Here is a 24,887-nt window from a genome sequence, read left to right as displayed (position 1 = left end):
CTCCGTTGGTGCCGCTGTGACTGCGCCGAGCCTAACGCGCCGGTTCAGATCTTGTCCTTGATGACCCGAAGGTGCTCGACCCCCTTGAACCGGACGACCACGGCCTCCATCACGATCCGCACCAGCAGCGCCTCGAACAGCCATACCAGCGGAGTGGCGACGATCAGCATCAGTCCCCAGGCCCAACCGTTGTCCCAGGTGGCCATCCACAGCCCGGTGAACAGGAAGAACAGGCACTGCAGGCTGATCAGCAGCAGCGCGATGACGTACCAGAGCTTGATCAGCTTCGGAGTGACGAGGTGGTTGAAATTGGTGTCCAGAAGGGCCCCCACCAGGCCCTTCTCCTTGGGCTCCGAGGGAGGTCCATAACCGGGCCCGGGTCTGCCCGGACCGCCCCGGGACTGCTGCGGACCGTACGGGGGTGGAGGCGGTTGCGCCCCCCGGCCCGGCGCGGGACCCGACCCGGAACCGGGCCCGGGTCCGTGACCGCCTCCGGGACCTGGGCCGGGGCCGGGGTTGTAGGGGCCGGAGGGGTTGCTCATCGCCGTATGTCTCCCTGAGCGTGCGCGGGGGCCGCCGTCGTGTGTCGGGCATGCCGACTCTAGAACGGTTCCCGCGCGCGAGGGCGTGACGCGCCCGGTGCTGTCACATCTCGGTGACGGGTCGCGGCGTCGGACGGGTCGCGAACGAAGCCGTGGCCCCCAGGAGAAGGACGGGGCGCCGCAGAAAGACCGAGCCGTTTCCGTGAATCGGGTCAGACCATTCTCGACAAAGGACCGTAGACCTTGAAAGGGGACCGTGCCCTATGGGGACCGGGTTATCCGGACCCAATCCGAGCCCGCCGCCGGCATCTCGGTCATCCGCCTCGCGCGGGAACGACATCCACTTTTCGACCATTGCCCAAATGAAGTCGGTCGACCAATGGGAACGTTCATTTATGTCGAAATCGGCGACCGGATCATGGTCGGCAGTTTCTGGCGTCCACCATCTCTCGAGGGTGTCGGACCTCCCGGGAACGAGAGAGGAAGCGGTGCGACGAGCCCCATGGACCACCCGACGGCACCGGTGCCCGGGTCCGGGGCGATCCGTGAGGTGCGGGCCGACCGGCTGGCTGGGTCCCGGGGTCGACCTGTCGGAGCTGCGCGGGAAGGTGGTCGCGACCGACCTGCAGGGAAGCTCACACCTTCAGTGGGGGTTGGACCAGCCGGCCTGGCGGCCCTGGGCGGCGGGAGATCGCCATCATGATCGACGCGGAGACCGGGATGGCCGGCAAAGGGCGCGGCCCGGGACGCACGTCGACATGCTTCGCCACGTTCCAGGAACAACAGCAGCGGCAGCGATCGTGCGCCGCCCGGATGGTCGGGCAGGCGCTCGTCCCGCAGTCGGGCGGCTGCAGTCGAAGCGCGAGGGCGCGAACCTGGCGGACGGTGCCGGCCGACGCCACGATTTCCACTCACGACAGCGAGCACGATTTCCGCTCATGACAGCGAGAACGCGCCGCGTCCCTCCGTAGACGTCGACGACGATGCCGGACCTGACCGGACCGCAGATGCCGCCGGCGGGCGGACAGAGCGAGCACCGCGATCGGAAAGGCCGCCCCGAGGAGGGCCGCCCGTCGTGGCTCACCCGAGCTGGCAGAACAGATTGAGGCCCCGCCATGCCCTCCCACGTCCATCGCCCCGCCAGATCCGGTAGGACGCCGAGGACCGCCGGGAGCAGCGTCGTGAGCGTCCGGTCCAGTCCGAGCGCCGCCGACCGGGATCCACGCGTTCGACGCGGCCGTCGCGGCGCGCGCCGCCGCCGTCCGTACCGAGCGAGAGGCGTCGACGCCGGCCGGGAGCGCTTTCCCGCGGCGCCCCGGGCCCACGAACCCGTCTCCGAACGGGTCCTTTGCATAGCCATTGATGATCGGGACCATAGGGAGAGGGAATGATCCCAGCGCTTCGGATACCGGCCAATGCACTGTGGTCAGGGTCACACTCAGCCTCTGCCTGTTACGTGTGTCACAGTGCGAAGGTGGTGGCGTAAGGTCGCCTAGCCAGCAGCGTGTACTGCATGTAGCCGTGGCGCGACGGCCGCAGGTGTGCGCGACCCTCTCTCGCATCAACGATGACCCGAGCACTGGAGTGCCATCGATGAGCACTGTGGAAGCGCCGACGAAGAAGCGGGCGCAGATCTCCGCACGCACGCTCCGGACCGACAACTGGCGCCGCTATCCCCTCTTCGTCGTGGTGGTGTTCACGGCCTGGGTGGCGTACGCGACCGTCCGGGCGATGATGGGCGACTACTACTGGGTGGACGAGTATCACTACCTCAGCCCGTTCTACTCGCCCTGCGTCAGCGAGAGCTGCGTGGAGGGATCGGCCCACCTCGGCACCTTCCTGCCGAAGCTGCCGTTCTTCATCCCGTTCGCCGCGATATCGCTCCCGTTCCTGTTGCTGTTCCGACTGACCTGCTACTACTACCGCAAGGCGTACTACCGGGGTTACTGGGCGTCCCCGTCGGCCTGCGGCGTGCGCGAGCCGCACAAGAAGTACACCGGCGAGCGCCGTTTCCCGCTGGTCGCCCAGAACCTGCACCGCTATTTCTGGGCCGCCGCGTTCCTCATCTCCCTGGTCAACACCTACGACGCGATTCTCGCCTTCCACGGCAAGGACGGCGGATTCGGTGTCGGGCTGGGCACGCTGATCCTGGTCGCCAACGTGGTGCTGCTCTGGGGCTACACGCTCTCCTGCCACTCCTGCCGGCACATCGTGGGCGGCCGGCTCAAGAACTTCTCCAAGCACCCGGTCCGGTACTGGGCGTGGGGCGTGGTGTCCAAGCTGAACGAGCGGCACGGCCAGTTCGCGCTGATCACGCTGGGCTCGCTGGTGGCCGCCGACCTGTACGTGGCGCTGGTCGCCGGGGGCGCCATCTCCGACCTGCGCATCTGCAACTGAGGACGACCGATCATGACCGAGATCGAGAGGCACTCCTACGACGTCGTCGTGATCGGCGCCGGCGGCGCCGGGCTGCGCGCGGCGATCGAGGCGCGCCTGCAGGGCAAGCGGACGGCGATCATCTCCAAGTCGCTGTTCGGCAAGGCGCACACCGTGATGGCCGAGGGCGGCGCCGCCGCCGCCATGGGCAACGTCAACCCGAACGACGGTTGGCAGGTCCACTTCCGCGACACGATGCGCGGCGGCAAGTTCCTCAACAACTGGCGGATGGCCGAGCTGCACGCCAAGGAGGCCCCGGACCGGGTCTGGGAGCTGGAGCACTGGGGCGCGCTGTTCGACCGCACCAAGGACGGCAAGATCTCCCAGCGGAACTTCGGCGGCCACGAGTACCCGCGCCTCGCGCACGTCGGCGACCGCACCGGGCTGGAGCTGATCCGCACCGCCCAGCAGAAGATCGTCGCCCTCCAGCAGGAGGACCACCGCGAGCACGGCGACTACGACGCCCGGCTCAAGGTGTGGGCCGAGACCACCGTCACCCGCCTGCTCGTCGAGAACGGCCGGATCGCCGGGGCCTTCGGCTACGTCCGGGAGACCGGGAAGTTCGTGGTGTTCGAGGCCCCCGCCGTGGTGCTCGCCACCGGCGGCATCGGCAAGGCGTTCAAGGTCACCTCCAACTCCTGGGAGTACACCGGCGACGGCCACGCGTTGGCGCTGCTGGCCGGGGCGACCCTGCTCAACATGGAGTTCGTCCAGTTCCACCCCACCGGCATGGTCTGGCCGCCGTCCGTCAAGGGCATCCTGGTCACCGAGTCCGTCCGGGGCGACCGGGGCATCCTGAAGAACTCCGACGGCAAGCGGTTCATGTTCGAGTACATCCCCGAGGTGTTCAAGGACAAGTACGCCACCTCCGAGGACGAGGGCGACCGCTGGTACGACGACCCCGACAACAACCGGCGCCCGCCCGAGCTGCTGCCCCGCGACGAGGTGGCCCGCGCCATCAACTCCGAGGTCAAGGCCGGTCGCGGCTCCCCGCACGGCGGCGTGTTCCTCACCGTCGTCGGCCGGATGCCGGGCGGGGCCGAGGAGATCAAGCGCCGGCTGCCGGCCATGCACCACCAGTTCAAGGAGCTGGCCGACGTCGACATCACCAAGGAGCCGATGGAGGTCGGCCCCACCTGCCACTACGTGATGGGAGGCGTCGAGGTCGACCCCGACACGGCCGCCGCCCTGGTGCCCGGCCTGTTCGCGGCCGGCGAGGTGGCGGGCGGCATGCACGGCTCCAACCGGCTCGGCGGCAACTCGCTGACCGACCTGCTGGTGTTCGGCCGGCGCGCCGGGATGGGCGCCGCCGAGTACGTGGACTCCCTCGACGGCGACCTCCCCGCGCCCTCCCAGGAGGAGATCGACCGGGCGTCCGCCGAGGCGCTGGCCCCGTTCGAGCGCGCGACCGGCGAGAACCCGTACACCGTGCACGGCGAGCTCCAGCAGACCATGAACGACCTGGTCGGCATCATCCGCACCGAGGACGAGCTGCGCGAGGCCCTCGCGTCGCTCGACAAGCTGCGCGAACGGGTCGCGAACGTGTCGGTGCAGGGCGGCCACGGCTACAACCCCGGCTGGCACCTGGCGCTGGACCTGCGCAACATGATCATCGTGTCGGAGTGCATCGCCAAGGCCGCGCTGGAGCGCACCGAGAGCCGCGGCGGCCACACCCGCGACGACCACCCCGCGATGTCCGCCGAGTGGCGCAAGGCCAACCTGATCTGCCGGCTGGCGGGCAACGCCGACGACCCCCGGGTCGAGCTGAGGCGTCAGCCGATGGAGCCCATGCGCGACGACCTGATCGCGCTGTTCGAGAACGACGAGCTCAAGAAGTACCTCACCGCGGAGGAACTGCCCGCCGAGGTGGCCGCCGCCGAGTCCGAGGAGGGCGACAAGTGAGCTATCAGGCGAAGTTCCGCGTCTGGCGCGGCGACGACGGCGACGGCGAGCTGGTCGACTACACCATCGAGGTGAACGAGGGCGAGGTCGTCCTCGACATCATCCACCGGCTCCAGGCCACCCAGGCCCCCGACCTGGCGGTGCGCTGGAACTGCAAGGCCGGCAAGTGCGGCTCCTGCTCCGCGGAGATCAACGGCATGCCCCGGCTGCTGTGCATGACCCGGATGTCGACGTTCACCGAGGACGAGACCATCACGGTGACGCCGGTCCGGACCTTCCCGGTGATCCGCGACCTGGTCACCGACGTGTCGTTCAACTACGAGAAGGCGCGGGAGATCCCGTCGTTCGACCCGGGCGACACGAAGCCGGGCGAGTTCCGCATGATGCAGCAGGACGTGGAGCGCTCACAGGAGTTCCGCAAGTGCATCGAGTGCTTCCTGTGCAACAACGTCTGCCACGTCATCCGTGACCACGAGGAGAACAAGCCGGAGTTCGCCGGGCCGCGTTTCCTGATGCGGATCGCCGAGCTGGAGATGCACCCGGCCGACGCCGCCGACCGCCGTCGGATCGCCCAGGACGACCACGGCCTGGGCTTCTGCAACATCACCAAGTGCTGCACCGAGGTCTGCCCCGAGCACATCAAGATCACCGACAACGCGCTGATCCCGATGAAGGAGCGGGTCGCCGGTCAGCGGTACGACCCGCTGGTCTGGCTGGGCTCCAAGCTCGGCATCGTCCGCAAGGGTCAGGACACCCCGTCGGCCTAGCCGACCCCGCCCGCACCGTGCCGAGCGCCGGTGGGCGGCGTGCCTCCGCGACGCCGCCCACCGGACGCCGTTCATGGGGGCGCTCCGGCGGCGCACACGGCACGCCATCACCGTCGCCGACCTGTGACGTGTGAACTAGGGAGAAGTGCACAGATCCCGTGATGTAGTGAAGTCATGAGCGCTTACGAGCCGGGGTCGTTCCTCGCCGAGCTGACCGACGGGGAGCGCGCCGATCTGCTGCCCCGAGGTCGCGAGCGGCGCTTCGAACGCGGTGAGGTGCTGTTCGCCGAGGGCGAGTCGACCGCATGGGTCGCCGTGCTGCTGTCCGGCACGGTCAAGGCGTGCTCCTACGGCGACAACGGTGTCGAGGTGGTGCTGGCCGTCCGCGGCCCCGGCGCCCTGCTCGGCGAGGTGTCCGCGATCGACGGGCTGCCCCGCTCCGCCAGCGTGTCCGCCCTGGAACGGGTACGGGTGCTGGCGCTGCCGTCCGACGAGTTCATGGACTTCCTGCACGCCCACAGCCGGGTGTCGGTCCTGCTCATGCGGATGCTGTGCCAGCGCTGGCGCGACGCCGACCGCAAACGGATCGAGTTCGGCATGTTCGACACCACCGGCCGGGTCGCCCAACGCCTGGTCGAGCTCGCCGAGCGCTACAGCGAGCCCTACGAACCCCGCACGGGCAAGCCCGCCCTCCGCGCACCCGGCCCGCAGCGCGTCCGCGACCCCCGGCCCCCGGGCCGCACCGACCCCTCGGCCCCGCCCGGGAGCGTCCGGATCACCGTGAACCTGACCCAGGAGGAGCTGGCCGGGTGGGTCGGCGCCTCCCGCGAAGCGGTCAGCAAGGCCCTCCGCACGCTGCGCAGCCACGGTTGGATCGAGACGGGCCGCCGCCGCGTCATCGTCCACGACCTCCAGGCCCTCCGCCGCCACGCGCGTTGACATGGTCGCGCCTCCGGCGCGACGGCGAGCGGGCTTGTTCATGGCCTCGCTGCGCTCGGCGGCGAGCGGGGTCTGGGGCGTTGAGGTCTTGCGGGCCGGAGGGGTGGGGGACTCGGGGCTTCGGTGTTCGTGGGGTGGGGTCAGGTGGGGGGGACCAGGGCTTCGACGCCGGCGGGGAGGGTTCCGGCGCGGGCGGCTTCGCTGAGGAAGGACTCGAGGACGTCCTGGAAGGCGCGGGCGGCGTGGGTGGGGGTGACGTCCTTGCGGTGGGCCAGTGCGATGGTGCGGAGGAGGCCCGGGGCGGGGTCGCCGTGGCGGGGGGCACGGGGGGCGGGGGGTTGGGCTTCGGGGTGTCGGGGGGTCACGGCCAGGGGGGTGCCGCGGAGGCCGGGGCGGCCGGCGAGGACCATGCTGGGGACGACGGCGATGCCGAGGCCGGCCTCGACGAAGCGGAGGACGGCGTCCATCTCGCCGCCCTCGACCGCGAAGCGAGGTTCGAAGCCGGCCTCGCGGCAGGCGCCGATGGTGGCCTCGCGCAGGTCGTACCCGGGGCGGAACATGACGAGGGGGCGGTCCCGCAGGTCCTCGATCCGCAGGTAGGGGCGGCGTGGGAGGGGTGACTCGCGGGGGGTGGTCGGGGCTCCGCCGCCGTCGGAGCGGCGGGCGGGGGAGGCGACCACGAGGCGTTCGCGCAGGATCGCGGTGGTCTCCAGGGGAGCGTCGCCGGACAGCGGCAGGATGACCAGCGCCAGGTCCAGCAGCCCACGGGTCAGGTCGCGGACCAGGTCACGGGAGCCGCCCTCCTCGACCAGCAGACGGATGCCCGGGTAGGCGTCGTGGAAGCGGCGCAGCACGTCGGCCAGCAGGCCCGCGCACAGCGACGGCGTCGCGCCCAGCCGGACCCGGCCGCGGCGAAGACCGGCCAGTTCCTGCACCTCCAGGCGGGCGGTGTCCACGTCGGCGAGGATGCGCTTGGCCAGCGGCAGCAGCGTCTCCCCGGCCGGGGTGAGCGTGATGTTGCCCCGCGCCCGGCTGAACAGCGACGCCCCCAGCTCGGTCTCCAGCGCCCGGATCTGTTTGGACAGGGAGGGCTGGGCGACCCGCAGGGCCTCGGCGGCCTGGGTGAAGTGCCGGGTCTCGGCGACGGCGACGAAATAGGAGAGTTGCTGGAGTTGCACGGTCCATAGCGTACGGCTATCGGAATCGTCGATTCGATGCAGGGCCGGGCCCGACCGGATGGAAAGAGGCGCCCCGGTGTTCCGGGGCGCCTCTTGATCATGGACCGCTAGGACTTCTTCTTGCCGCCCGCGGTGGCGGTGAGGAAGTCGCGGTTGAGCCGGACGATGGTGTCCAGCGGGATCCCCTTGGGGCAGGCCACGGTGCACTCGCCGGTGACGGTGCAGCCGCCGAACCCCGCCTCGTCGTGGGCCTCGATCATGTCGACCACCCGGTCGTACCGCTCGGGCTGGCCCTGCGGCATCAGCCCGAGGTGGGTGACCTTGGCGGCGGTGAAGAGCATGCCGGAGCCGTTCGGGCAGGCGGCGACGCAGGCGCCGCAGCCGATGCACTCGGCCGCCTCGAACGCCCGGTCGGCGTCCGGCTTGGGCACCGGGACGGCGTGCGCGTCGGGCGCCGAGCCCGTCGGGGCGGAGATGTAGCCGCCGGCCTCGATGATCCGGTCGAACGCCGACCGGTCCACCACCAGGTCCTTGACCACCGGGAACGCCTTGGCGCGCCACGGCTCGATGTCGATGACCTCGCCGTCCTTGAACTTGCGCATGTGGAGCTGGCAGGTGGTGGTGGCCTTCTCCGGGCCGTGCGGGGTGCCGTTGATGACCAGCGAGCACATGCCGCAGATGCCCTCGCGACAGTCGTGGTCGAAGGCGATCGGGTCCTCGCCGTCCAGGATCAGCTTCTCGTTCAGGACGTCCAGCATCTCCAGGAAGGACATGTCGGGGGAGACGTCGTCGAGCGGGTACTCGACCATCTTCCCGGAGTCGTCCGGTCCCTTCTGGCGCCAGATGCGCAGCGTGAGCTTCATGACTAGTACGGCCCTTCCATGAGCGCATGGCGCAGCGTGAGACACGTCCCCATTACTTGTACGACCTCTGGCTCGGCTTGACGTGTTCGAATGCGAGGGCCTCCTTGTGCAGGACGGGCTGCTCGCCCGAGCCCGCCCACTCCCAGGCGGCCACATAGGAGAAGTTGACGTCGTCGCGCTTGGCCTCGCCGTCCTCGTCCTGCGACTCGGCGCGGAAGTGGCCGCCGCACGACTCGGTGCGGTGCAGCGCGTCCACCACCATCAGCTCGGCCAGCTCCAGGAAGTCGGCCACCCGGCCGGCCTTCTCCAGCGACTGGTTCAGGTCGGCGGCCGAGCCCGGCACCTTGACCCGCCGCCAGAACTCCTCGCGCAGCGCCGGGATCAGGTCCAGCGCCTTGCGCAGGCCCTCCTCGGTACGTTCCATGCCGCAGTACTCCCACATGATGTGGCCGAGTTCGCGGTGGAACGAGTCGACGGTGCGGTCCCCGTCGATCGACAGCAGCCTGTCGATCTGCTCGGAGACCCGGCCCTCGGCCTCTTGCACGGCGGAGTCGGGCACCGCGTCGAGCGGGTTCCTGGCCAGGTAGTCGCCGACGGTGTTCGGCAGCACGAAGTAGCCGTCGGCCAGGCCCTGCATCAGCGCGGACGCGCCGAGCCGGTTGGCGCCGTGGTCGGAGAAGTTGGCCTCCCCGATCACGAACATGCCCGGGATGGTGGACTCCAGGTCGTAGTCCACCCACAGCCCGCCCATGGTGTAGTGGACGGCCGGGTAGATCCGCATCGGCGTCTCGTACGGGTTCTCGCCCGTGATCCGCTCGTACATGTCGAAGAGGTTGCCGTACTTGGCCTTGACGGCCTCCAGGCCCAGCCGCTCGATCGCTCCGGCGAAGTCCAGGTAGACGCCCAGCCCGCCGGGGCCGACGCCGCGTCCCTCGTCGCAGACGTTCTTGGCGGCCCGGGAGGCGATGTCACGCGGGACCAGGTTGCCGAACGCCGGGTAGATGCGCTCCAGGTAGTAGTCGCGCTCGTCCTCGGGGATGTCGGACGGCCTGCGGGCGTCGCCCCGCTCCTTCGGCACCCACACCCGGCCGTCGTTGCGCAGCGACTCCGACATCAGGGTCAGCTTCGACTGGTGGTCGCCGCTGACCGGGATGCACGTCGGGTGGATCTGCGTGTAACACGGGTTGGCGAACAGCGCCCCGTGCTTGTGCGCCCGCCAGATCGCGGTGACGTTGGAGCCCATCGCGTTCGTCGACAGGTAGTAGACGTTGCCGTAGCCGCCGGAGGCGAGCACCACCGCGTCGCCGGTGTAGGTCTTGACCTCGCCGCTGATGAGGTCGCGGACGACCACGCCGCGCGCGCGCCCGTCCACCATCACCAGGTCGAGCATCTCGTGGCGCGGGTGCAGCTCGACGTTGCCCGCGTCCACCTGCCGCATCAGCGCCTGGTACGCGCCCAGCAGGAGCTGCTGGCCCGTCTGGCCCCGGGCGTAGAACGTCCGGGAGACCTGCGCGCCGCCGAACGAGCGGTTGTCGAGCAGGCCACCGTACTCGCGGGCGAACGGGACGCCCTGCGCGACGCACTGGTCGATGATCTGGGTGCTGATCTCGGCGAGGCGGTGCACGTTCGACTCGCGGGCGCGGAAGTCGCCGCCCTTGACCGTGTCGTAGAACAGCCGGTGCACGCTGTCGCCGTCGTTGCGGTAGTTCTTGGCCGCGTTGATGCCGCCCTGCGCCGCGATCGAGTGGGCGCGCCGGGGGCTGTCCTGGAAGCAGAACTGGACGACGTGGTAGCCCAGCTCGGCCAGGGTCGCGCCGGCCGACCCGCCGGCGAGGCCGGTGCCGATGATGATGACGGTCTTCTTGCGCTTGTTGGCCGGGTTGACGAGCTTGGCCTCGAACTTGCGCGTGTTCCAGCGCTCCTCGATGGGGACCTGAGGCGCCTTGGCGTCGGCGATCGGCTCGCCGCTCTTGTAGAAGCTGTCGCTCATGCCCATGATTCCCTCGGCCTTCTCGTTCGCTTCGCGGACGGCTCGTTCCTCGCCGGCCACTCCGCTCTCTGCGGCGGCATCGCTCATGTTCAGTCCACCAATCCCACGGTGACCGCGAACGGCACGGACAGAAAGCCGGCGACGATGACGACGGCGAAGGCGGTGGCGGCGAGGTTGAGGGTGCGGGCCTTCTGGGGGCTCTTGCCGCCCAGCGACTGGAGCCCGCTGACCAGGCCGTGCCGCAGGTGGAAGCCGAGCGACACGACCGCCAACGTGTAAAAGAGGGTCACGTACCAGCGCTCGGGGGCGAAGTCGGCGGTGACGTTGCGGTACACCTCGCCGTGCTCGTAGCCGGGGTTCACCGTGCCGGTCGTCAGGTCCAGCACGTGGTAGATCACGAAGAAGAAGATGATCACGCCGCCCCAGCGCATGGTGCGGGCCGCGTACGACCCCCGCACCTTCGCGCGGTGCTGATACCGCACCGGCCGCGCCTTCTTGGCGCGCAGGGTGAGCTGGACGGCCATGGTGATGTGCAGGATCACCGAGGCCAGCAGCACGACCCGCAGGATCCACAGGAACCACTCGTGGTGCAGTACGGGCTCACCGAACGTCCGCAGCCAGGCGGAGTATCCGTCGATCTCCTCCGGGCCGAAGAAGATCTTCAGGTTGCCCACCATGTGGAGCACGATGTACAGGACCAGGACGACGCCGGTGACCGCCATGATCGACTTCTTGCCGACCGTGGAGCGGTACAGCGCCGGGATCGCGCGGGGGGAAGTTTGAACCACGGCCGCACGTTAGGTCGCCGCCGGTCGGTCCGTCCAAGTCATGACAACACTCGTTTCGATAGCCCTGGGCTATGAGCCGTGCGGCATGGGGCTTTCGGGCGTGTCCGGATGTCCCCACGGGTGAGCGACCTCACATGATCTTGGGGAACCCGGGGGTCGTGTGCGCCGGACGCGCGTCACTCAGCGCGGCAGCTTCACCACGGTGACAAAGAAGTCGTCGATCTGCCGGACCACGTCGATGAAGCGCTCGAAGTCCACCGGCTTCGTCACGTACGCGTTGGCGTGGAGGTGGTAGCTGCGCAGGATGTCCTCGTCGGCCTCGGAGGTGGTGAGGACGACCACCGGGATCGACCGCAGCGCCGGGTCGGCCTTGACCTCCTCCAGCACCTCGCGGCCGTCCTTGCGCGGCAGGTTGAGGTCCAGCAGGATCAGGTCCGGCCGGGGCGCCTGCGCGTACGGCCCCTCGCGGCGCAGGTAGGCCATCGCCTCCTCGCCGTCGCTGACCACCTTGAGCCGGTTGCCGACCTTGTTGTCCTCGAACGCCTCGCGGGTCAGCAGCACGTCCCCCGGGTCGTCCTCGACCAGCAGGACCTCGATCGCGCGAGCGTTGTCATTCATCGGCAGTGCCGTCGCCTTCCGTCACGTCGGTGGTCGCCCGTCCGGTCGCGGCCGCCCTCTGCGCGGGCAGCGTCCAGCGGAACGTGGTGCCGGGACCCTCGTGGCCGGGGTCCAGCCAGATCCGGCCGCCGTGGTACTCCACGATCTTCTTGCACATCGCCAGCCCGATGCCGGTGCCGGTGTAGGTGTCCTGGGGGTGCAGCCGCTGGAAGATCAGGAAGATCCGCTCGGCGTACTTGGGGTCGATCCCGATCCCGTTGTCGGTGCACGAGAACTCCCACATGTCGGGCCCGTCGTCGTCCTCCTCCGAGCGCCCGACGGCGATCCGGACCAGGGGCGGGTCCTCCCCGTGGAACTTGATCGCGTTGCCCACCAGGTTCTGGAACAGCAGCGCCAGCAGCGTCCGGTCGCCGGTCACCGTGGGCAGGTCGTCGGCGGTGACCTGGGCGCCGGTCTCGTCGATGGCGTGCTCCAGGTCGTCCATCGCCCGCGCCAGCGCCCGGTTCAGGTCGACCTCCTGCTCCACCCGTTGCGAGCGGCCCACCCGCGACAGCGTGAGCAGGTCGTTGATCAGGGCCTGCATCCGCTTGGAGCCGTCGACCGCGAACTCGATGTAGCGGCGTCCCCGGTCGTCGAGCTGGTCCCCGTAGCGGCGCTCGATCATCTGACAGAAGCTGGCGACCTTGCGCAGCGGCTCCTGCAGGTCGTGGCTGGCCACGTACGCGAACTGCTCCAGCTCGGCGTTGGAGCGGCGCAGCTCGGCGGCCTGCTCGGCGGCGATCTGGCGGGCCTCGGAGGTGGCCCGCCACTCCTGGACGATCCGGTGCCGCATCGAGTCGACGATCCCGGCCAGCTCGGCCAGCTCGGCCGGCCCGGAGATCCGCAGCGGATGCGCGAAGTCGCCCTGCGAGACCGCCCTGACCTGGTCGGTCAGCCGCGCCACCGGTCGCAGCACGGTGCGCCGGATCAGGATGACCATCCCGATCGCCACCACCACGATCACCACCCCGGTGAACGCCAGCGACACGTACAGCGTGCGGGCCTTGTCGCGGAGCTGCCCGTCATAGGTGCGGTGCAGCTCGGTCAGGGCCCGCTGGGTCGCGGAGTTGGCCGCCCCCGCCTCGCGGAACAGCAGCCGGCCGTCCTCGTTGTGCGCCGGCGTCAGCCGCGCCCCGGCGGCCAGCGGGACGGCGAACCGGGTCCGCCAGGCGGCGGTCGCGGCGGTGGCCCGTTCGAGCCGCACCTGGGCCTCCTCGGCCCCGGAGACCCCGACCAGCAGCCGGCGCATGGTGGCGATCGCCTGGCTCTCGGCGGTCACCGCCTCCCGGTAGGCGGCCAGGTCACCCCGCCTGCGGCTGCGCACGAACGTGCGGATGGCGGTGTCCTGCTCGTCCAGCGCGCTGGTGATCTGGAACTGTTGCAGCGCCGCCGGGTCCACCTGGTCGATCAGGGTGTCGCGGGCCTGGTTGTTGCCCTGGAACGCCAGCGCCGAAAGGATCACCGCGGCCAGCAGGAGCAGCGCCATCACGAGCCCGCCCGCGCTGAACCACTGGCCCAGCCGCACCCGGCTCAGCCCCTTGCGCGGCGCGGGCGGCCGCAGCGGGGCCAGCGACGGCGGCAGCGGCGTGGAGGCGAAGGACCCGGGAGCGACGCGGACCAGGGACACCCCGGGAGGTTCCGGAGGGGTCGTGCTCAACGGCTCTCCTGCCGGGACAACAGCAGGACGGCCACGTCGTCGGTCAGCTCCTCACCGTTGAGCGCCTCGACCCGCGCCATCAGGGCGTCGATCAGCGCGTCCCCGGAGGCCCCGGCGCCGCGCGCCTCACGGGCCAGCGCCACCAGGCCCTCGGTGCCCAGCCGGGCCGAGCCCTGCCCGATGCGACCCTCGATGAGCCCGTCGGTGTAGAGCAGCAGGTCCCACGTGTCGCCCAGCTCGATGTCGGCGGCGGGCCACGCGTCGTCGCCCACCAGGTCCGTCGGCAGCCCCAGCGCGGGCCCGGACGGCTCCTCCGGCACGGACACCACCTCGGACCCGTCGAACAGCAGCGGCGCGGGGTGGCCCGCCAGGTGCATCCGGGCCGAACGGCGGGACGGGTCCACCGTCATCGTGCAGACCGTGGTGAACAGCTCCTCGCTGCGGCGCTCGTGGCCCAGCACCGTGTTGAGCGTGGCCAGCAGGCCCTCGCCGGTGTGCCCGGCCAGCACCAGGGTGCGCCACGCCATCCGCAGGCACACGCCCAGCGCGGCCTCGTCGGGGCCGTGCCCGCACACGTCGCCGATCATCAGGTGCACCGACCCGTCGGCGGTCTGCACCGTGTCGTAGAAGTCGCCGCCCAGCAGCGCGCGGCGGCGGCCGGGCCGGTAGCGGGCGTGGTGCGCCAGCGTGCCGTCGTCGATCAGCGGCACCGGCAGCAGGCCCCGCTCCAGCCGGGCGTTCTCACGGCTGACGATCCGGGCCTCGACCAGCCGGCGCTCGCTCTCCTCGGCCCGCTTGCGCTCGATGGCGTACCGGATGGCGCGGGCCAGCAGCGCCCCGTCGACCTCGCCCTTGACCAGGTAGTCCTCGGCGCCGAGCGCGACCGCCCGCACCCCGAGGTGGGCGTCGGCCAGGCCGGTCAGCACCACCACCGCGGCCCGGCCGGTCAGGCCCAGCACCTCGCGCAGCAGGTCCAGGCCGCCCGCGTCGGGCAGCGACATGTCGGCCAGCACGCAGTGGATCCGGGCGGACATCTTGCGGCGGGCCTCGCCGAGGGTGCGGGCGTGCAGGATCTCCACGTCCAGGCCGGAGTCGGCGAGCAGCTCCTCGACCAGGAACGCGTCGCCCGGATCGTCCTCGATCAGCAGCAGGCGCAGCCGGCCGTCCATTCCGGGGACGACCGACGTGGGGTGATCGCTGGTTGTGCTCACAAATGGCTCTCGGATGGTCGGCGCGGGCGGCGCGGGCTCGGGTCGGCGGCATGGACATGGGCATGGTGCAGGCAGTTCCACACTGGTGGCCGCGCCGGGCAGCGGCATGACCGCCAGAGCCCCGGCTCATGGAGCACCGGCATGGGACGCCCCCGATGCCCGCTCCGTACAACGCTTGACCTTACCGTCTTCGTTCCGGGGTATGCACCCCGCCGGGCCGGGTTGGATCTTGGAACGGCGCGTTCCGCCAGGCTCCGCGCGCCGGAAAATCGTTAGCGATCAGCGAGGGCGCCCGCCTAGGGTCGCTGCGTGAAGAACGCCCTGCCGGTACCGGATCCCGGGGTGGCCGACCACCGCTCGCCGTGGCGCTACCTGACGTGGCTGGCCCGCCGCCAGGGCCGCCCCCTGCTGTACGGCATCGGCTGGGGCGTGACCTGGATGCTCTCCATGGCGCTAACCCCGGCCGTCATCGGGCGGGCCATCGACGACGGTGTCGCGGCCAAGGACGCGGGGGCCCTGGTGACCTGGTCGGCGGTGCTCCTGGGGCTGGCCCTGCTGACGGCCGCCAGCAGTGGGCTGCGTCACCGGCTGGCCGTGTTCTGCTGGCTGTCGGCGGCCTACCGCACCGTTCAGGTGGTGACCCGGCAGTCGACGAGGCTCGGCGCCACCCTGTCCAAGAGGATGAGCGCCGGCGAGGTCGTCAGCGTCGGGATCTCCGACGTGTCGCACATCGGGGACGCCCTCGACATCGTGATCCGGGGCACCGCCGCCGTGATCGCGATCGTCGCGGTGATCGTGCTCATGCTGATCGCGTCGCCGCCGCTGGGCCTGGTGGTGCTGGTGGGCGTGCCGCTGATCCTGCTGGTGGCCGCGCCGCTGATGCGCCCGTACCGCCGCCGCCACGAGCGGCTGCGGGAGCTGGTGGGCGACCTCAACACCCGCGCCACCGACATCGTGGCCGGCCTGCGGGTGCTGCGCGGCATCGGCGGCGAGCACCTGTTCGCCGACCGGTACCGCGAGGAGTCGCAGCGGGTCCGGCGGGCCGGCGTGGAGACCGCGCGCGCCGAGTCGATGCTGAGCGGCGCCGAGGTGCTGTTGCCCGGACTGCTGGTCGTCGCGGTCACCTGGATGGGCGCCCGGTACGCGGTGTCCGACACGATGACACCGGGCGAGCTGATCACCGTGTACGGGTACGCGGTGTTCCTGGTCCATCCGCTGGCCACCCTCGGCGAGGCCGCCGACAAGATCACCAAGGGGTACGTCGCGGCGGGACGCGTCGTCCGGATCCTGGCGCTGGACCCGGACCTGCCCGCCGACGGCACCGCCGAGCCCTCCGGGGCGGAGCTGGTCGACCCGGTCTCCGGGCTGGTGGCCTGGCCCGGCGGGCTGACCGCCGTGGCCGCCGCCGACCCCGCCGACGCCGACGCCATCGCCGACCGGCTGGGCCACTACGCCGAGGTCGAGGGCGCCGACGTCACCTACGGCGGGGTGCCGCTGCGCGACCTGGCCCGCCTGCGCGAGCGGATCATCGTCACGGTCAACGACGACGTCCTGCTGTCGGGCCGACTGGCGGACACGCTGACCGGCGGCGTCCCCGGCCGCGACCTGGCCGGGCCGATCCGGGCCGCCTCCGCCGACGACATCGTGGACACGGTGGGTCGGGACGCCCACGTCGTCGAGGCCGGGCGGGAGTTCTCCGGCGGCCAGCAGCAGCGGCTGCGGCTGGTGCGGGCGCTGGCGGCCGACCCCGAGGTGCTGGTGCTGGTCGAGCCGACCAGCGCGGTGGACGCCCACACCGAGGCCCGGATCGCCGAACGCCTGGGGGAGATGCGGGCCGGCCGCACGACGGTCGTGTGTACCACCAGCCCGCTGGTCCTCGACCGCGCCGACCAGGTCGCCTTCGTCGAGAACGGCGTCGTCGTCGCTGAGGGCGCCCACCGTGAGCTGCTCGACCGCGAGCCGCGCTACGCCGCCACCGTGACCAGGGGCGAGGACCGGGACCGCGTCACCGACCACGCGTGACCCAGGGAGAGCTTGATGAGTGCGGAGATCCTGCCCGTCGCGACGTCCGCCCAAGTGCGGGCGTACGCGCGACGCCTGACGCTGCGTTACCCCCGCGCGCTGGCCGGGGCGCTGCTGCTGCACGCGCTGGCCGCGGTGGCGGGGCTGGTCGCGCCCCGGCTGCTCGGCGACCTGGTCCAGGACGTGTCGGACGGCCGCGCCCCGGTCGACGCCATCGCCCTGACCATCGCCGGGTTCGTGATCGCCCAGGCGGTGCTGCTGCGGTTCGCCTACTACGCGTCCACCCGGCTGGGAGAGCGGGTGCTGGCCGAGCTGCGCGAGGAGTTCGTCGACCGGGTGCTGGCGCTGCCGCTGGCCACGGTGGAACGGGCGGGCACCGGCGACCTGGTCAGCCGCACCTCCCGGGACGTGGGCGCGCTGGCGGACACGGTGCGGTTCGCGGTGCCCGAGACGATGATCGCGCTGATCGTGGTGATCTTCACCCTCGGCGCGCTGGCGCTGGTCGGGCCGCTGCTGATGCTGCCCTGCCTGGTCGTGGCGCCGATGATCTGGCTGGTCACCCGGTGGTACCTGCCCCGCGCCCGGGGCGGCTACCTGCGCGAGAACGAGGCGTGGGCGGAGCTGACCGACGGGCTCGCCGAGACCGTCTCGGGCTCCCGCACCGTCGAGTCGCTCGGCCTCCAGCGGCGGCGGCACGAACGCGGCGACGCCGACATCGCCCGGAGCTGGGAACGCGAGCGCTACACGCTGCGCCTGCGCCTGGTGTTCTACCCGGTGGTGGAGGCGGGCTTCGGGATCCAGGTCGCGATCACGCTGCTGATCGGCGGGATCTACCACATCAACGGGTGGGCGTCGCTGGCCCAGGTGACCGCCGCCACCCTGTACGTGCAGCAGCTCGTCAGCCCGGTGGAACGGATGCTGAACCAGTTGGACGAGCTTCAGCTCAGCGGCGCCTCCCTGGCGAGGCTGCTGGGCGTCGGCGACGTGCCGCCCGACCGCCGGCCCACCGACGCCGGGGCGGCCTCGAACGGCGACGGTCGGCTCCGGCTGGCGGCCCGGGACGTCCGGTACGCCTACCGCGAGGGCCAGGACGTCCTGCACGGCGTCGATCTCGCGTTGCGGCCGGGGGAGCGGTTGGCGATGGTCGGCCCGAGCGGGGCCGGGAAGTCGACGCTGGGCCGCCTGCTGGCCGGGATCCACGGCCCCCGCACCGGCACGGTCGGCGTGGGCCCCCCGCTCCCGGACACCCCCGAGACGCCGCTGGTCGGGCTGCCGCTCGACGAGCTGCGCGGCCATGTCGCGCTGGTCACCCAGGAGCACCACGTGTTCCGGGGCACCCTGCGCGACAACCTGGTGATGGCCCGTCCCGACGCCACCGACGAGCAGGTCCGCGCCGCGCTGGAGGCCGTCGAGTGGGACGGCCCCGCGCTGGACGCGACGGTCGGCTCGGGCGGCGAGCCGCTCACCCCGGCCCAGGCCCAGCAGGTCGCGCTGGCCCGGCTGGTGCTGGTGGACCCGCACACCCTGGTGCTGGACGAGGCCACCTCACTGCTGGACCCGAGGGCCGCCCGGCGCCTGGAACGGTCACTGGCGGCGGTGCTCGACGGCCGTACCGTCGTCGCGATCGCCCACCGCCTGCACACCGCCCACGACGCCGACCGGGTCGCCGTCGTGGAGGACGGCCGCATCACGGAGCTGGGCGCCCACACCGAGCTGCTCGAGGCCGACGGCTCCTATGCCGCCCTCTGGCGCTCCTGGCACGGCGCGGGCTGATCGGCCGTCCCTATCCGAGCGCCTTCTTGAGGAAGTCGACCTGCATCAGGAGCAGGTTCTCCGCGACGACCTCCTGCGGGGTCATGTGGGTCACCCCCGACAGCGGCAGCACGGTGTGCGGGCGTCCGGCCGCCAACAGCGCCGACGACAGGCGCAACGTGTGGGCGGCCACCACGTTGTCGTCGGCCAGGCCGTGGATGAGCAGCAGCGGGCGCTCGAGCTTGCCGGCGTCGTCGATGAGGGAGTTGCGGACGTAGTTCTCCGGCTCCTCACCGGGATGCCCGAGGTAGCGCTCGGTGTAGTGGGTGTCGTACAGCGACCAGTCGGTGACCGGCGCGCCCGCGACCCCGGCGTGGAAGACGTCGGGGCGGCGCAGCACCGCCAGCGCCGCCAGCCAGCCGCCGAACGACCAGCCCCGGATGGCGACCCGACCCGGGTCCAGCGCGTCCGGGAAGGCGCGGGCGGCCTCCTCCAGCGCGGTCACCTGGTCCTCCAGCACCGGGCCGACGAAGTCGCCCTGCACGGAGCGCTCCCAGACGGGGCCGCGCGCGGGGGTGCCCCGGCCGTCGGCGATGACCACGGCGAAGCCCTGGTCGGCCAGCCACTGCGCCTCGTTGTAGGCGCGCCGCACCGCCAGCACCCGCTGGGCGTGCGGGCCGCCGTACGGGTCCATGAGCACCGGCAGCCGGCCGGCTCCGGGCTCCCAACCGGTGGGGAGCACGACGGCGGTGCGGATCTCCCGCTCGCCCGCGTTCAGCAGGCGCACCGACGGCGTGATGACCGGCGTCTCCGCGCGGGAGGCGATCTCGTGCCCGCCGGCGGGGCCCGTGACCCGCACCTCGACGCCGTCCCGGTCGAGCCGCGACGCGGTCGTCACCGTGACCTCGCCGGAGCGGGTGCCGCCGAACACGCCCCGCCCCTCGCTGAGCCGTGTCGGCCCGGACGGGTCGTACGACCACAGGTGGATCTCGGTCGGCTCCTCGGACGCCGTGAACAGCACCGACTCGCCCTCCACCCCCAGCACCGACCGCACCTGCAGGCCCGCCGGGGTGACCGGCTCGCCGCCGACGGTCAGCCGTCGAGTGTCGGTGGCGGCGTCCTCGGTCGTCCACACCAGGTCGCCGTTCCGGGTGCGCGCTGGCACGCCGGGGACGACCTCCAGCCACTGCGGGTCGTGCGCGACGTGCAGGACCGTGGTCTCGCCGTTGGCCGGGTTCACCGTCAGGACCCGCATCACGTGCTGGTCGCGGGACTGCACGAGGAGCATCGGCCCGTGCCGGTCCCAGGTGGCGGTGACCAGGTACGGGAACTCGCTGCGGTCCCAGTTGATGGCCTTGCGGTCGCCGTCCTCGGTGATCAGGTACAGCGCCACGTAGGCGTTGGGGGTGCCGGCGGCCGGATAGGCGACCTCGGTGGCCGGCCGCTCCGGGTTGGCGGGGTCGGCGATGTGCCAGCGCGTCACCGGGGTCGGGTCCACGCGGGCCACCAGCAGGCGGGTGCCGTCCGGCGCCCACCAGTACCCGCGCATCCGGCCCATCTCCTCGGCGGCGATGAACTCCGCGAGGCCGTAGGAGATCTGGTCGCTCTCCGGCTGCACCAGCGCCCGGTCGCCCTCGCCGTCCACCCCGATCAGCCGCAGCGTCCGCCCCGAGACGTACGCGACCTGCCGTCCGGACGGGTCGGGACGCGGGTCGAACACCGGGGAGGCGGCCGGCAGCGCCCGCACCGCGCCGTCCCGGAGGTCGGCCGTGAAGAGCCGCCCGGCCAGCGCGAACACCGCCGTGCGCAGCTCCCGGTCGGCGGCGAACCCCACGATGCCGCCGGCCTGCTCCCGGGCGCGCTCCCGCCGGGCCCGCTCCTCGGCCGGCAGGTCCTCCTCGCCGGGGAGGTTCAACGCCGTCGGGTCGGCCACCAACCGTTCCTCGCCCGTGGCCGGGTCGAGCGTCCACAGGCAGGTCACCGGGTCGGTGCCGGAACGGGTCCGCAGGAAGGCCACGCGCGAGCCGTCCGGCGCTATCTGGAAGCCGCGCGGGACCCCCAGGGTGAACCGTCGGGTACGGGCGCTCTGCCGCGGAAAGCTCATCGTCGTGCTCATACCTGTACGTGTCCCCGTTCACCTCGGGCGCGCCCGGTCGGGCGGCCTCAGGTCGCTCGTGTCTCCCGAGTCTGCCGGCCGGGACCGGCCGGTCAGCCAACCCTCCCCTTCCGGTTCCGGCCCGCCCGCGCGTACCCGGCCGGACGGGCCGGTTCGACGGGTACGGTGAAAGTGCCCTGGACGAGCGCCCGTTCGACCGCGCGGCCGTGCCCGAGGGCACCCGACCCCGCGCGGTCCTCCGGTAGTTTCGTACCTTCCGCCCCCCGCCCCCGTGTACAGGAGTGTCGATGCCGGAACTGCATTCGGGAGATCCGCGACGGCTGGGTCCGTACGACCTGCTGGAGCGTCTCGGCGAGGGCGGTCAGGGCGTCGTCTACCTCGGCGAGGACGCCGACGGCGGCAAGGTGGCCATCAAGCTGCTGCGCGCCGACCTGACCGAGGACGAGACCGCCCGCAGCCGCTTCGTGCGCGAGGTCCAGGCCGCCAAGCAGGTCGCCCGGTTCTGCACCGCCCAGGTCCTGGAGGCCGACGTCGCGGGCGACCGGCCGTACATCGTCAGCGAGTTCGTCCCCGGCAAGTCGCTGCAGAAGCTGGTCACCGAGGAGGGCCCGCGCGCCGGCGCGGCGCTGGACCGGCTGGCGATCGGCACCATGACCGCGCTGGTGGCCATCCACCAGGCGGGGATCGTGCACCGCGACTTCAAGCCGCACAACGTGCTGATGGCCCCGGACGGCCCCCGGGTGATCGACTTCGGGATCGCCCGCGCCCTGGATCCCGGCTCCGTGGCCAGCACCAAGGCCATCGGCACCCCCGCGTACATGGCGCCCGAGCAGGTGATGGGCAGCGCGCTGACCGAGGCGGTGGACGTCTTCTCGTGGGGCTCCACGATGGTGTTCGCCGCCACCGGGCGGCCCCCGTTCGGTCAGGACACCATCCCCGCCGTGATCAACCGGCTGCTCAACGAGGACCCGGACCTCGACGGGCTGCCCGACGACCTGCGCGTGCTGATCGCCGAGTGCCTGGCCAAGGAGCCGCAGGACCGGCCCACCGCCCAGACCCTGATGATGCGGCTGATCGGCGGCGGCGGCCCGGCCCCGGCGGGAGCGGTCCCGCCGCCCCCGGTCGACGGCGCGACCCGCCTCGACCGGACGGGCGCGGCCGACTCCACCCGGGTCGCCGGGCCCGACGGCACGATGGCCCTGGGCGCGGTCGGAGCGGCGGGCGCGGGCGCCGCGGCCGACGACCTGCCCACGGCGGTGCTCGCGGAGGGCCAGCAGATCGCCGGCCGCGCCACGGGTGCCTCGCCCGTCCGACCCGGTGGGCCCCATGGGCCGTCCGGGCCCGTCACCGGGACGCTGCCGGGCGTCCCCGGCTATCCCGACCCGTCCGGGCGCGGCGGCCCCGGCCGGGGGGAGCGCCGGTCGAACGGGCCGTTGATCGCCACGGTGGTCGCGGTGGCGGCCGTGCTGCTGCTGATCGGCGGACTGGTGTACGCGTCGGGCGGCGGCGACGATCCCGGCGTCACCCCCACCGACAGTCCGTCGGCGAGTCAGAGCACCGACGACGGGGACGACCAGGAGCCGCCCCCCGACGTTCCGGAGGACTCCGGCCCGCCGCAACAGACCACGGACCCCGACCCGGACCCGACCACACCCGAGCCGAGCTCCACGCCGTCCGAGGAGCCGACGAACCCGCCCGAGCAGCCGACCGACCCGCCGCCCAGCACCGAGCCGCCCCCTGACGGTGGTGGAGGCGGCGGCGGTGGAGGCGGTGGCGGCGGAGAGTCCCCGCCTCCCGGCGGTGGTGGAGGCGGTGGCGGTGGCGGCGAGCCCGGCACCGGCACCGGCGACGGCGGTGGGACCGGGCAGCAGGACGCTCCCGCGCCCTGAGTAGGGTCGGCCCTATGAGTGACACGGATCGGCGGCGGGTCCTGTTCGTCCACGCCCACCCGGACGACGAGGCCATCGGCACGGGCGCCACGATGGCCGCGTACGCCGCGGAGGGCGCGCACGTCTGCCTCGTCACCTGCACCCTGGGCGAGGAGGGCGAGATCGTCCCGGACGAGCTGCGGCATCTGGCCTCCGACAAGGAGGACCGGCTCGGCGAGTTCCGGATCGGCGAGCTCGCCGAGGCGTGCGCCGCGCTCGGCGTGACCGACCACCGCTTCCTCGGCGGCCCCGGCCGCTGGCGCGACTCCGGCATGATGGGCGCCCCCACCAACGACGACCCCCGCTGCTTCTGGCGGGCGGACGTGGACGAGGCCGCCGCCCCCCTCGCGGACGTCATCCGCGAAGTGCGCCCGCAGGTGCTCGTCACCTACGACGAGCACGGCCACTACGGCCATCCGGACCACATCCAGGCCCACCGGGTGTCCCTGCGGGCCTGCGAGCTGGCCGCGTCCCCCGCGGGCTCCGTCTCCGGCCACGGCGACCCGTGGCGGGTGGCCAAGTTCTACGCCACCGCGACGCCGCGCACCGTCCTGGCCCGGTCGATGGCGTTGATGCGCGAGTCCCGTCACCCGTTCGAACGGGTCTCCGGCATCGACCAGCTCGGCTACGGCGTCCCGGACGGCCAGGTGACCACCGTGGTGGACGCCCGCGCCCACCTGCCCGCCAAGCTGGCCGCGCTGCGCGCCCACCGCACCCAGATCACGGTCGCCGCCGAGGACCAGGGCCCGTTCTTCGCGCTGTCCAACAACATCGGCCAACAGGCGTTCGGCGCGGAGTACTACACGCTCCTCGACGGCGACCGGGGCCCGGCGACGGTGGACGGCCGCGAGAGCGGCCTCTTCTCGGGCCTCCCCGGGCTGGAGTAGCCGCGCCCGAAGGCGTGCCCGCGCGGGGCCGGCGCCCCCGGGAGTGGATAACCTCAGGGATTGTGGACGAGGACGAGGACATCCGGGTGTCGCCGGCCGAGGACGGCGACGAATCCGCCGTGCCTCCGCGGGCCGCGTCGCTCCCCCGTGACGATCCCGCGGAGCCGCCGGATCTCCCGGACCTCGTGGATCCCGGGGTCCTCCGCGATCCCGCGGAGGACGGGGCCTTCCTGGCGTTCCTCACCGGCGGGGCCTACGGGACCCTCGCCCTGCTCGGGCTGGTGCTCGGCGTGGTCGGCTCGTTCCACTTCGGCTGGCGGACGGGCTCGTTCCCGCTGGCGGCCGTGCTGCTGGTCGCGCTGAACTTCGCCCTGCCCTGGCTGGCGGGCCGGCTGATGGGTACCAAGATCGCCGCCGCGGTCCCCTGGGTGACGTGGGCGTTGGTGGTGACCCTGCTGTCCACCGGACGCTCGGAGGGCGACCTGGTCGTCACCGGGGACCTGGCCGGCTACCTGTTCATCATGGGCGGCCTGGTCACCGGAGGCGTGGCCGTCGCGCTCACCCGATCGCCGTCGCACGGATCCTGGCTGCTGGGTCCGGGGGTCGACCGCCGCTGACCTTCACGGGTCCCTGCACGTCACGGGGCCTCCGACCGCGTACGCCGGGGCTGGGCGCGGGGGCGGAACGGGCCGCTGGGTAATGTGGGGAAACCGTGAACAGTGAGCCACTCCCGCAGATACCGCCGAGCGCCGCGGTGGACCCCCGGGACTTCCGTCGGGTGGCCGGCCGGTTCGCCACCGGCGTGGCGGTCGTCTCCACCGTCGCGGACGGCGTCGACCACGCGATGACGGTCAACGCCTTCAGTTCGGTGTCGTTGGAGCCCCTCCTCGTGCTGTTCTGCGCCGAGAAGATCGCCCGCTTCCACGCCGCCGTGCTGACCGCGGGACGCTGGGCGGTGTCCGTACTGCCCGAGAGCGCCCAGGACGTCTCCCAGTGGTTCGCCACCCGCGGCCGCCCCCTGGGCGCCCATCTCGGCGACTGGCGGTTCGAACGGGGCCCGATGACCGGCGCCGCGATCTTCAGCGGGGCCCTGGCGTCCCTGGAATGCCGCACCCACGCCGTTCACGACGGCGGCGACCACAGCATCGTGGTGGGCGAGGTCCTCGGCGCCCACGCACCGGAGACCGAGGACCGCCCCCTGCTCTACTACGGCGGCCGCTACCAGCGCCTCACCTGACGCGAACGCGGATAT

The 24,887-nt window shown here is 72.1% G+C and carries 20 protein-coding genes; 11 read left to right on the top strand and 9 right to left on the bottom strand.

Annotated elements, in window-relative coordinates; translation table 11 throughout:
• Nucleotides 1-44: 44 nt before the first annotated feature.
• Nucleotides 45-332 carry a DUF4282 domain-containing protein gene (locus tag DFJ69_RS35360; RefSeq protein WP_245974716.1) on the bottom strand — a complete coding sequence of 96 codons (288 nt, stop codon included), beginning with the start codon at nucleotides 330-332 and terminating at the stop codon, nucleotides 45-47.
• A gap of 909 nt (nucleotides 333-1,241) precedes the next feature.
• On the opposite strand from DFJ69_RS35360, the gene DFJ69_RS07135 reads away from it, so the two are divergent.
• The 5 genes from DFJ69_RS07135 (at nucleotide 1,242) to DFJ69_RS07115 (ending at nucleotide 6,586) form a co-directional block, all read left to right on the top strand.
• Nucleotides 1,242-1,484: a hypothetical protein gene (locus DFJ69_RS07135; protein WP_116021747.1), complete on the top strand. Its 243-nt coding sequence runs from the start codon at nucleotides 1,242-1,244 to the stop codon at nucleotides 1,482-1,484.
• Nucleotides 1,485-2,135: 651 nt separating this feature from the next.
• The gene (locus DFJ69_RS07130; RefSeq protein WP_116021746.1) at nucleotides 2,136-2,939 is read left to right on the top strand and encodes a hypothetical protein; all 804 of its coding nucleotides are present in this window, start codon (nucleotides 2,136-2,138) and stop codon (nucleotides 2,937-2,939) included.
• Nucleotides 2,940-2,951: 12 nt separating this feature from the next.
• Nucleotides 2,952-4,880 (top strand): fumarate reductase/succinate dehydrogenase flavoprotein subunit, encoded by a 1,929-nt coding sequence (locus tag DFJ69_RS07125; protein WP_116021745.1) that lies wholly within the window; start codon nucleotides 2,952-2,954, stop codon nucleotides 4,878-4,880.
• Nucleotides 4,877-5,647 (top strand): succinate dehydrogenase/fumarate reductase iron-sulfur subunit, encoded by a 771-nt coding sequence (locus DFJ69_RS07120; protein ID WP_116021744.1) that lies wholly within the window; start codon nucleotides 4,877-4,879, stop codon nucleotides 5,645-5,647. Before DFJ69_RS07125 ends, DFJ69_RS07120 begins: the two co-directional genes overlap by 4 nt.
• 174 nt (nucleotides 5,648-5,821) lie before the next feature.
• Entirely contained in the window at nucleotides 5,822-6,586 is a 765-nt protein-coding gene (locus DFJ69_RS07115; RefSeq protein ID WP_116021743.1) for a Crp/Fnr family transcriptional regulator, read from the top strand.
• A 140-nt stretch (nucleotides 6,587-6,726) separates the two neighbouring features.
• Here the strand turns inward: DFJ69_RS07115 and DFJ69_RS07110 are convergent, their stop codons facing one another.
• The 7 genes from DFJ69_RS07110 to DFJ69_RS07080 all read right to left on the bottom strand — a co-directional run bounded on the left by DFJ69_RS07110 (nucleotide 6,727) and on the right by DFJ69_RS07080 (nucleotide 14,930).
• Nucleotides 6,727-7,764, bottom strand: a complete 1,038-nt coding sequence (locus DFJ69_RS07110; RefSeq protein WP_116021742.1) for a LysR family transcriptional regulator — start codon at nucleotides 7,762-7,764, stop codon at nucleotides 6,727-6,729.
• Nucleotides 7,765-7,871: 107 nt separating this feature from the next.
• Nucleotides 7,872-8,627 (bottom strand): succinate dehydrogenase/fumarate reductase iron-sulfur subunit, encoded by a 756-nt coding sequence (locus DFJ69_RS07105; protein WP_116021741.1) that lies wholly within the window; start codon nucleotides 8,625-8,627, stop codon nucleotides 7,872-7,874.
• Nucleotides 8,628-8,679: 52 nt separating this feature from the next.
• Nucleotides 8,680-10,617: a fumarate reductase/succinate dehydrogenase flavoprotein subunit gene (locus tag DFJ69_RS07100; RefSeq protein ID WP_116026457.1), complete on the bottom strand. Its 1,938-nt coding sequence runs from the start codon at nucleotides 10,615-10,617 to the stop codon at nucleotides 8,680-8,682.
• An 89-nt stretch (nucleotides 10,618-10,706) separates the two neighbouring features.
• The gene (locus DFJ69_RS07095; RefSeq protein WP_116021740.1) at nucleotides 10,707-11,405 is read right to left on the bottom strand and encodes a succinate dehydrogenase cytochrome b subunit; all 699 of its coding nucleotides are present in this window, start codon (nucleotides 11,403-11,405) and stop codon (nucleotides 10,707-10,709) included.
• Nucleotides 11,406-11,585: 180 nt separating this feature from the next.
• The gene (locus DFJ69_RS07090; RefSeq protein WP_116021739.1) at nucleotides 11,586-12,023 is read right to left on the bottom strand and encodes a response regulator; all 438 of its coding nucleotides are present in this window, start codon (nucleotides 12,021-12,023) and stop codon (nucleotides 11,586-11,588) included.
• Nucleotides 12,016-13,719, bottom strand: a complete 1,704-nt coding sequence (locus DFJ69_RS07085; protein ID WP_147312229.1) for a sensor histidine kinase — start codon at nucleotides 13,717-13,719, stop codon at nucleotides 12,016-12,018. Before DFJ69_RS07085 ends, DFJ69_RS07090 begins: the two co-directional genes overlap by 8 nt.
• Nucleotides 13,716-14,930, bottom strand: a complete 1,215-nt coding sequence (locus DFJ69_RS07080) for a PP2C family protein-serine/threonine phosphatase (RefSeq protein WP_342769842.1) — start codon at nucleotides 14,928-14,930, stop codon at nucleotides 13,716-13,718. Before DFJ69_RS07080 ends, DFJ69_RS07085 begins: the two co-directional genes overlap by 4 nt.
• 309 nt (nucleotides 14,931-15,239) lie before the next feature.
• On the opposite strand from DFJ69_RS07080, the gene DFJ69_RS07075 reads away from it, so the two are divergent.
• Both DFJ69_RS07075 and DFJ69_RS07070 read left to right on the top strand, forming a co-directional pair.
• Nucleotides 15,240-16,952: an ABC transporter transmembrane domain-containing protein gene (locus DFJ69_RS07075; protein ID WP_116021736.1), complete on the top strand. Its 1,713-nt coding sequence runs from the start codon at nucleotides 15,240-15,242 to the stop codon at nucleotides 16,950-16,952.
• Between the two features lie 15 nt (nucleotides 16,953-16,967).
• Nucleotides 16,968-18,725 carry an ABC transporter ATP-binding protein gene (locus DFJ69_RS07070; RefSeq protein ID WP_116021735.1) on the top strand — a complete coding sequence of 586 codons (1,758 nt, stop codon included), beginning with the start codon at nucleotides 16,968-16,970 and terminating at the stop codon, nucleotides 18,723-18,725.
• 10 nt (nucleotides 18,726-18,735) lie between these two features.
• Here DFJ69_RS07070 and DFJ69_RS07065 read toward each other — a convergent pair whose 3' ends face one another.
• Nucleotides 18,736-20,808, bottom strand: coding sequence for a S9 family peptidase (locus tag DFJ69_RS07065; RefSeq protein ID WP_211328536.1), 2,073 nt, complete (start codon nucleotides 20,806-20,808; stop codon nucleotides 18,736-18,738).
• Nucleotides 20,809-21,107: 299 nt separating this feature from the next.
• On the opposite strand from DFJ69_RS07065, the gene DFJ69_RS07060 reads away from it, so the two are divergent.
• The 4 genes from DFJ69_RS07060 (at nucleotide 21,108) to DFJ69_RS07045 (ending at nucleotide 24,872) form a co-directional block, all read left to right on the top strand.
• Complete coding sequence (locus DFJ69_RS07060) at nucleotides 21,108-22,709, top strand: serine/threonine-protein kinase (protein WP_116021733.1); 1,602 nt, start codon at nucleotides 21,108-21,110, stop codon at nucleotides 22,707-22,709.
• A gap of 14 nt (nucleotides 22,710-22,723) precedes the next feature.
• Nucleotides 22,724-23,635, top strand: a complete 912-nt coding sequence (mshB, locus tag DFJ69_RS07055; protein WP_116021732.1) for an N-acetyl-1-D-myo-inositol-2-amino-2-deoxy-alpha-D-glucopyranoside deacetylase — start codon at nucleotides 22,724-22,726, stop codon at nucleotides 23,633-23,635.
• Nucleotides 23,636-23,697: 62 nt separating this feature from the next.
• Nucleotides 23,698-24,252, top strand: coding sequence for a DUF6113 family protein (locus tag DFJ69_RS07050; RefSeq protein WP_116021731.1), 555 nt, complete (start codon nucleotides 23,698-23,700; stop codon nucleotides 24,250-24,252).
• Nucleotides 24,253-24,347: 95 nt separating this feature from the next.
• On the top strand, nucleotides 24,348-24,872 hold the full coding sequence (locus DFJ69_RS07045; RefSeq protein WP_281275822.1) for a flavin reductase family protein: 525 nt from the start codon (nucleotides 24,348-24,350) through the stop codon (nucleotides 24,870-24,872).
• Nucleotides 24,873-24,887: the final 15 nt, after the last annotated feature.

This window comes from Thermomonospora umbrina, from assembly GCF_003386555.1.
In the GTDB taxonomy this organism is placed as follows: Bacteria; Actinomycetota; Actinomycetes; order Streptosporangiales; family Streptosporangiaceae; genus Thermomonospora; species Thermomonospora umbrina.
This window is presented reverse-complemented; position numbering and strand designations above follow the sequence as displayed.

Coding starts and splice junctions, on each gene's coding strand:
- DFJ69_RS07135 (WP_116021747.1), top strand. CDS start 1,242: ATGATCGACGCGGAGACCGGGATGGCCGGCAAAGGGCGCGGCCCGGGA.
- DFJ69_RS07130 (WP_116021746.1), top strand. CDS start 2,136: ATGAGCACTGTGGAAGCGCCGACGAAGAAGCGGGCGCAGATCTCCGCA.
- DFJ69_RS07125 (WP_116021745.1), top strand. CDS start 2,952: ATGACCGAGATCGAGAGGCACTCCTACGACGTCGTCGTGATCGGCGCC.
- DFJ69_RS07115 (WP_116021743.1), top strand. CDS start 5,822: ATGAGCGCTTACGAGCCGGGGTCGTTCCTCGCCGAGCTGACCGACGGG.
- DFJ69_RS07105 (WP_116021741.1), bottom strand. CDS start 8,627: ATGAAGCTCACGCTGCGCATCTGGCGCCAGAAGGGACCGGACGACTCC.
- DFJ69_RS07100 (WP_116026457.1), bottom strand. CDS start 10,617: ATGAGCGACAGCTTCTACAAGAGCGGCGAGCCGATCGCCGACGCCAAG.
- DFJ69_RS07090 (WP_116021739.1), bottom strand. CDS start 12,023: ATGAATGACAACGCTCGCGCGATCGAGGTCCTGCTGGTCGAGGACGAC.
- DFJ69_RS07070 (WP_116021735.1), top strand. CDS start 16,968: ATGAGTGCGGAGATCCTGCCCGTCGCGACGTCCGCCCAAGTGCGGGCG.
- DFJ69_RS07065 (WP_211328536.1), bottom strand. CDS start 20,808: ATGAGCTTTCCGCGGCAGAGCGCCCGTACCCGACGGTTCACCCTGGGG.
- DFJ69_RS07060 (WP_116021733.1), top strand. CDS start 21,108: ATGCCGGAACTGCATTCGGGAGATCCGCGACGGCTGGGTCCGTACGAC.
- mshB (WP_116021732.1), top strand. CDS start 22,724: ATGAGTGACACGGATCGGCGGCGGGTCCTGTTCGTCCACGCCCACCCG.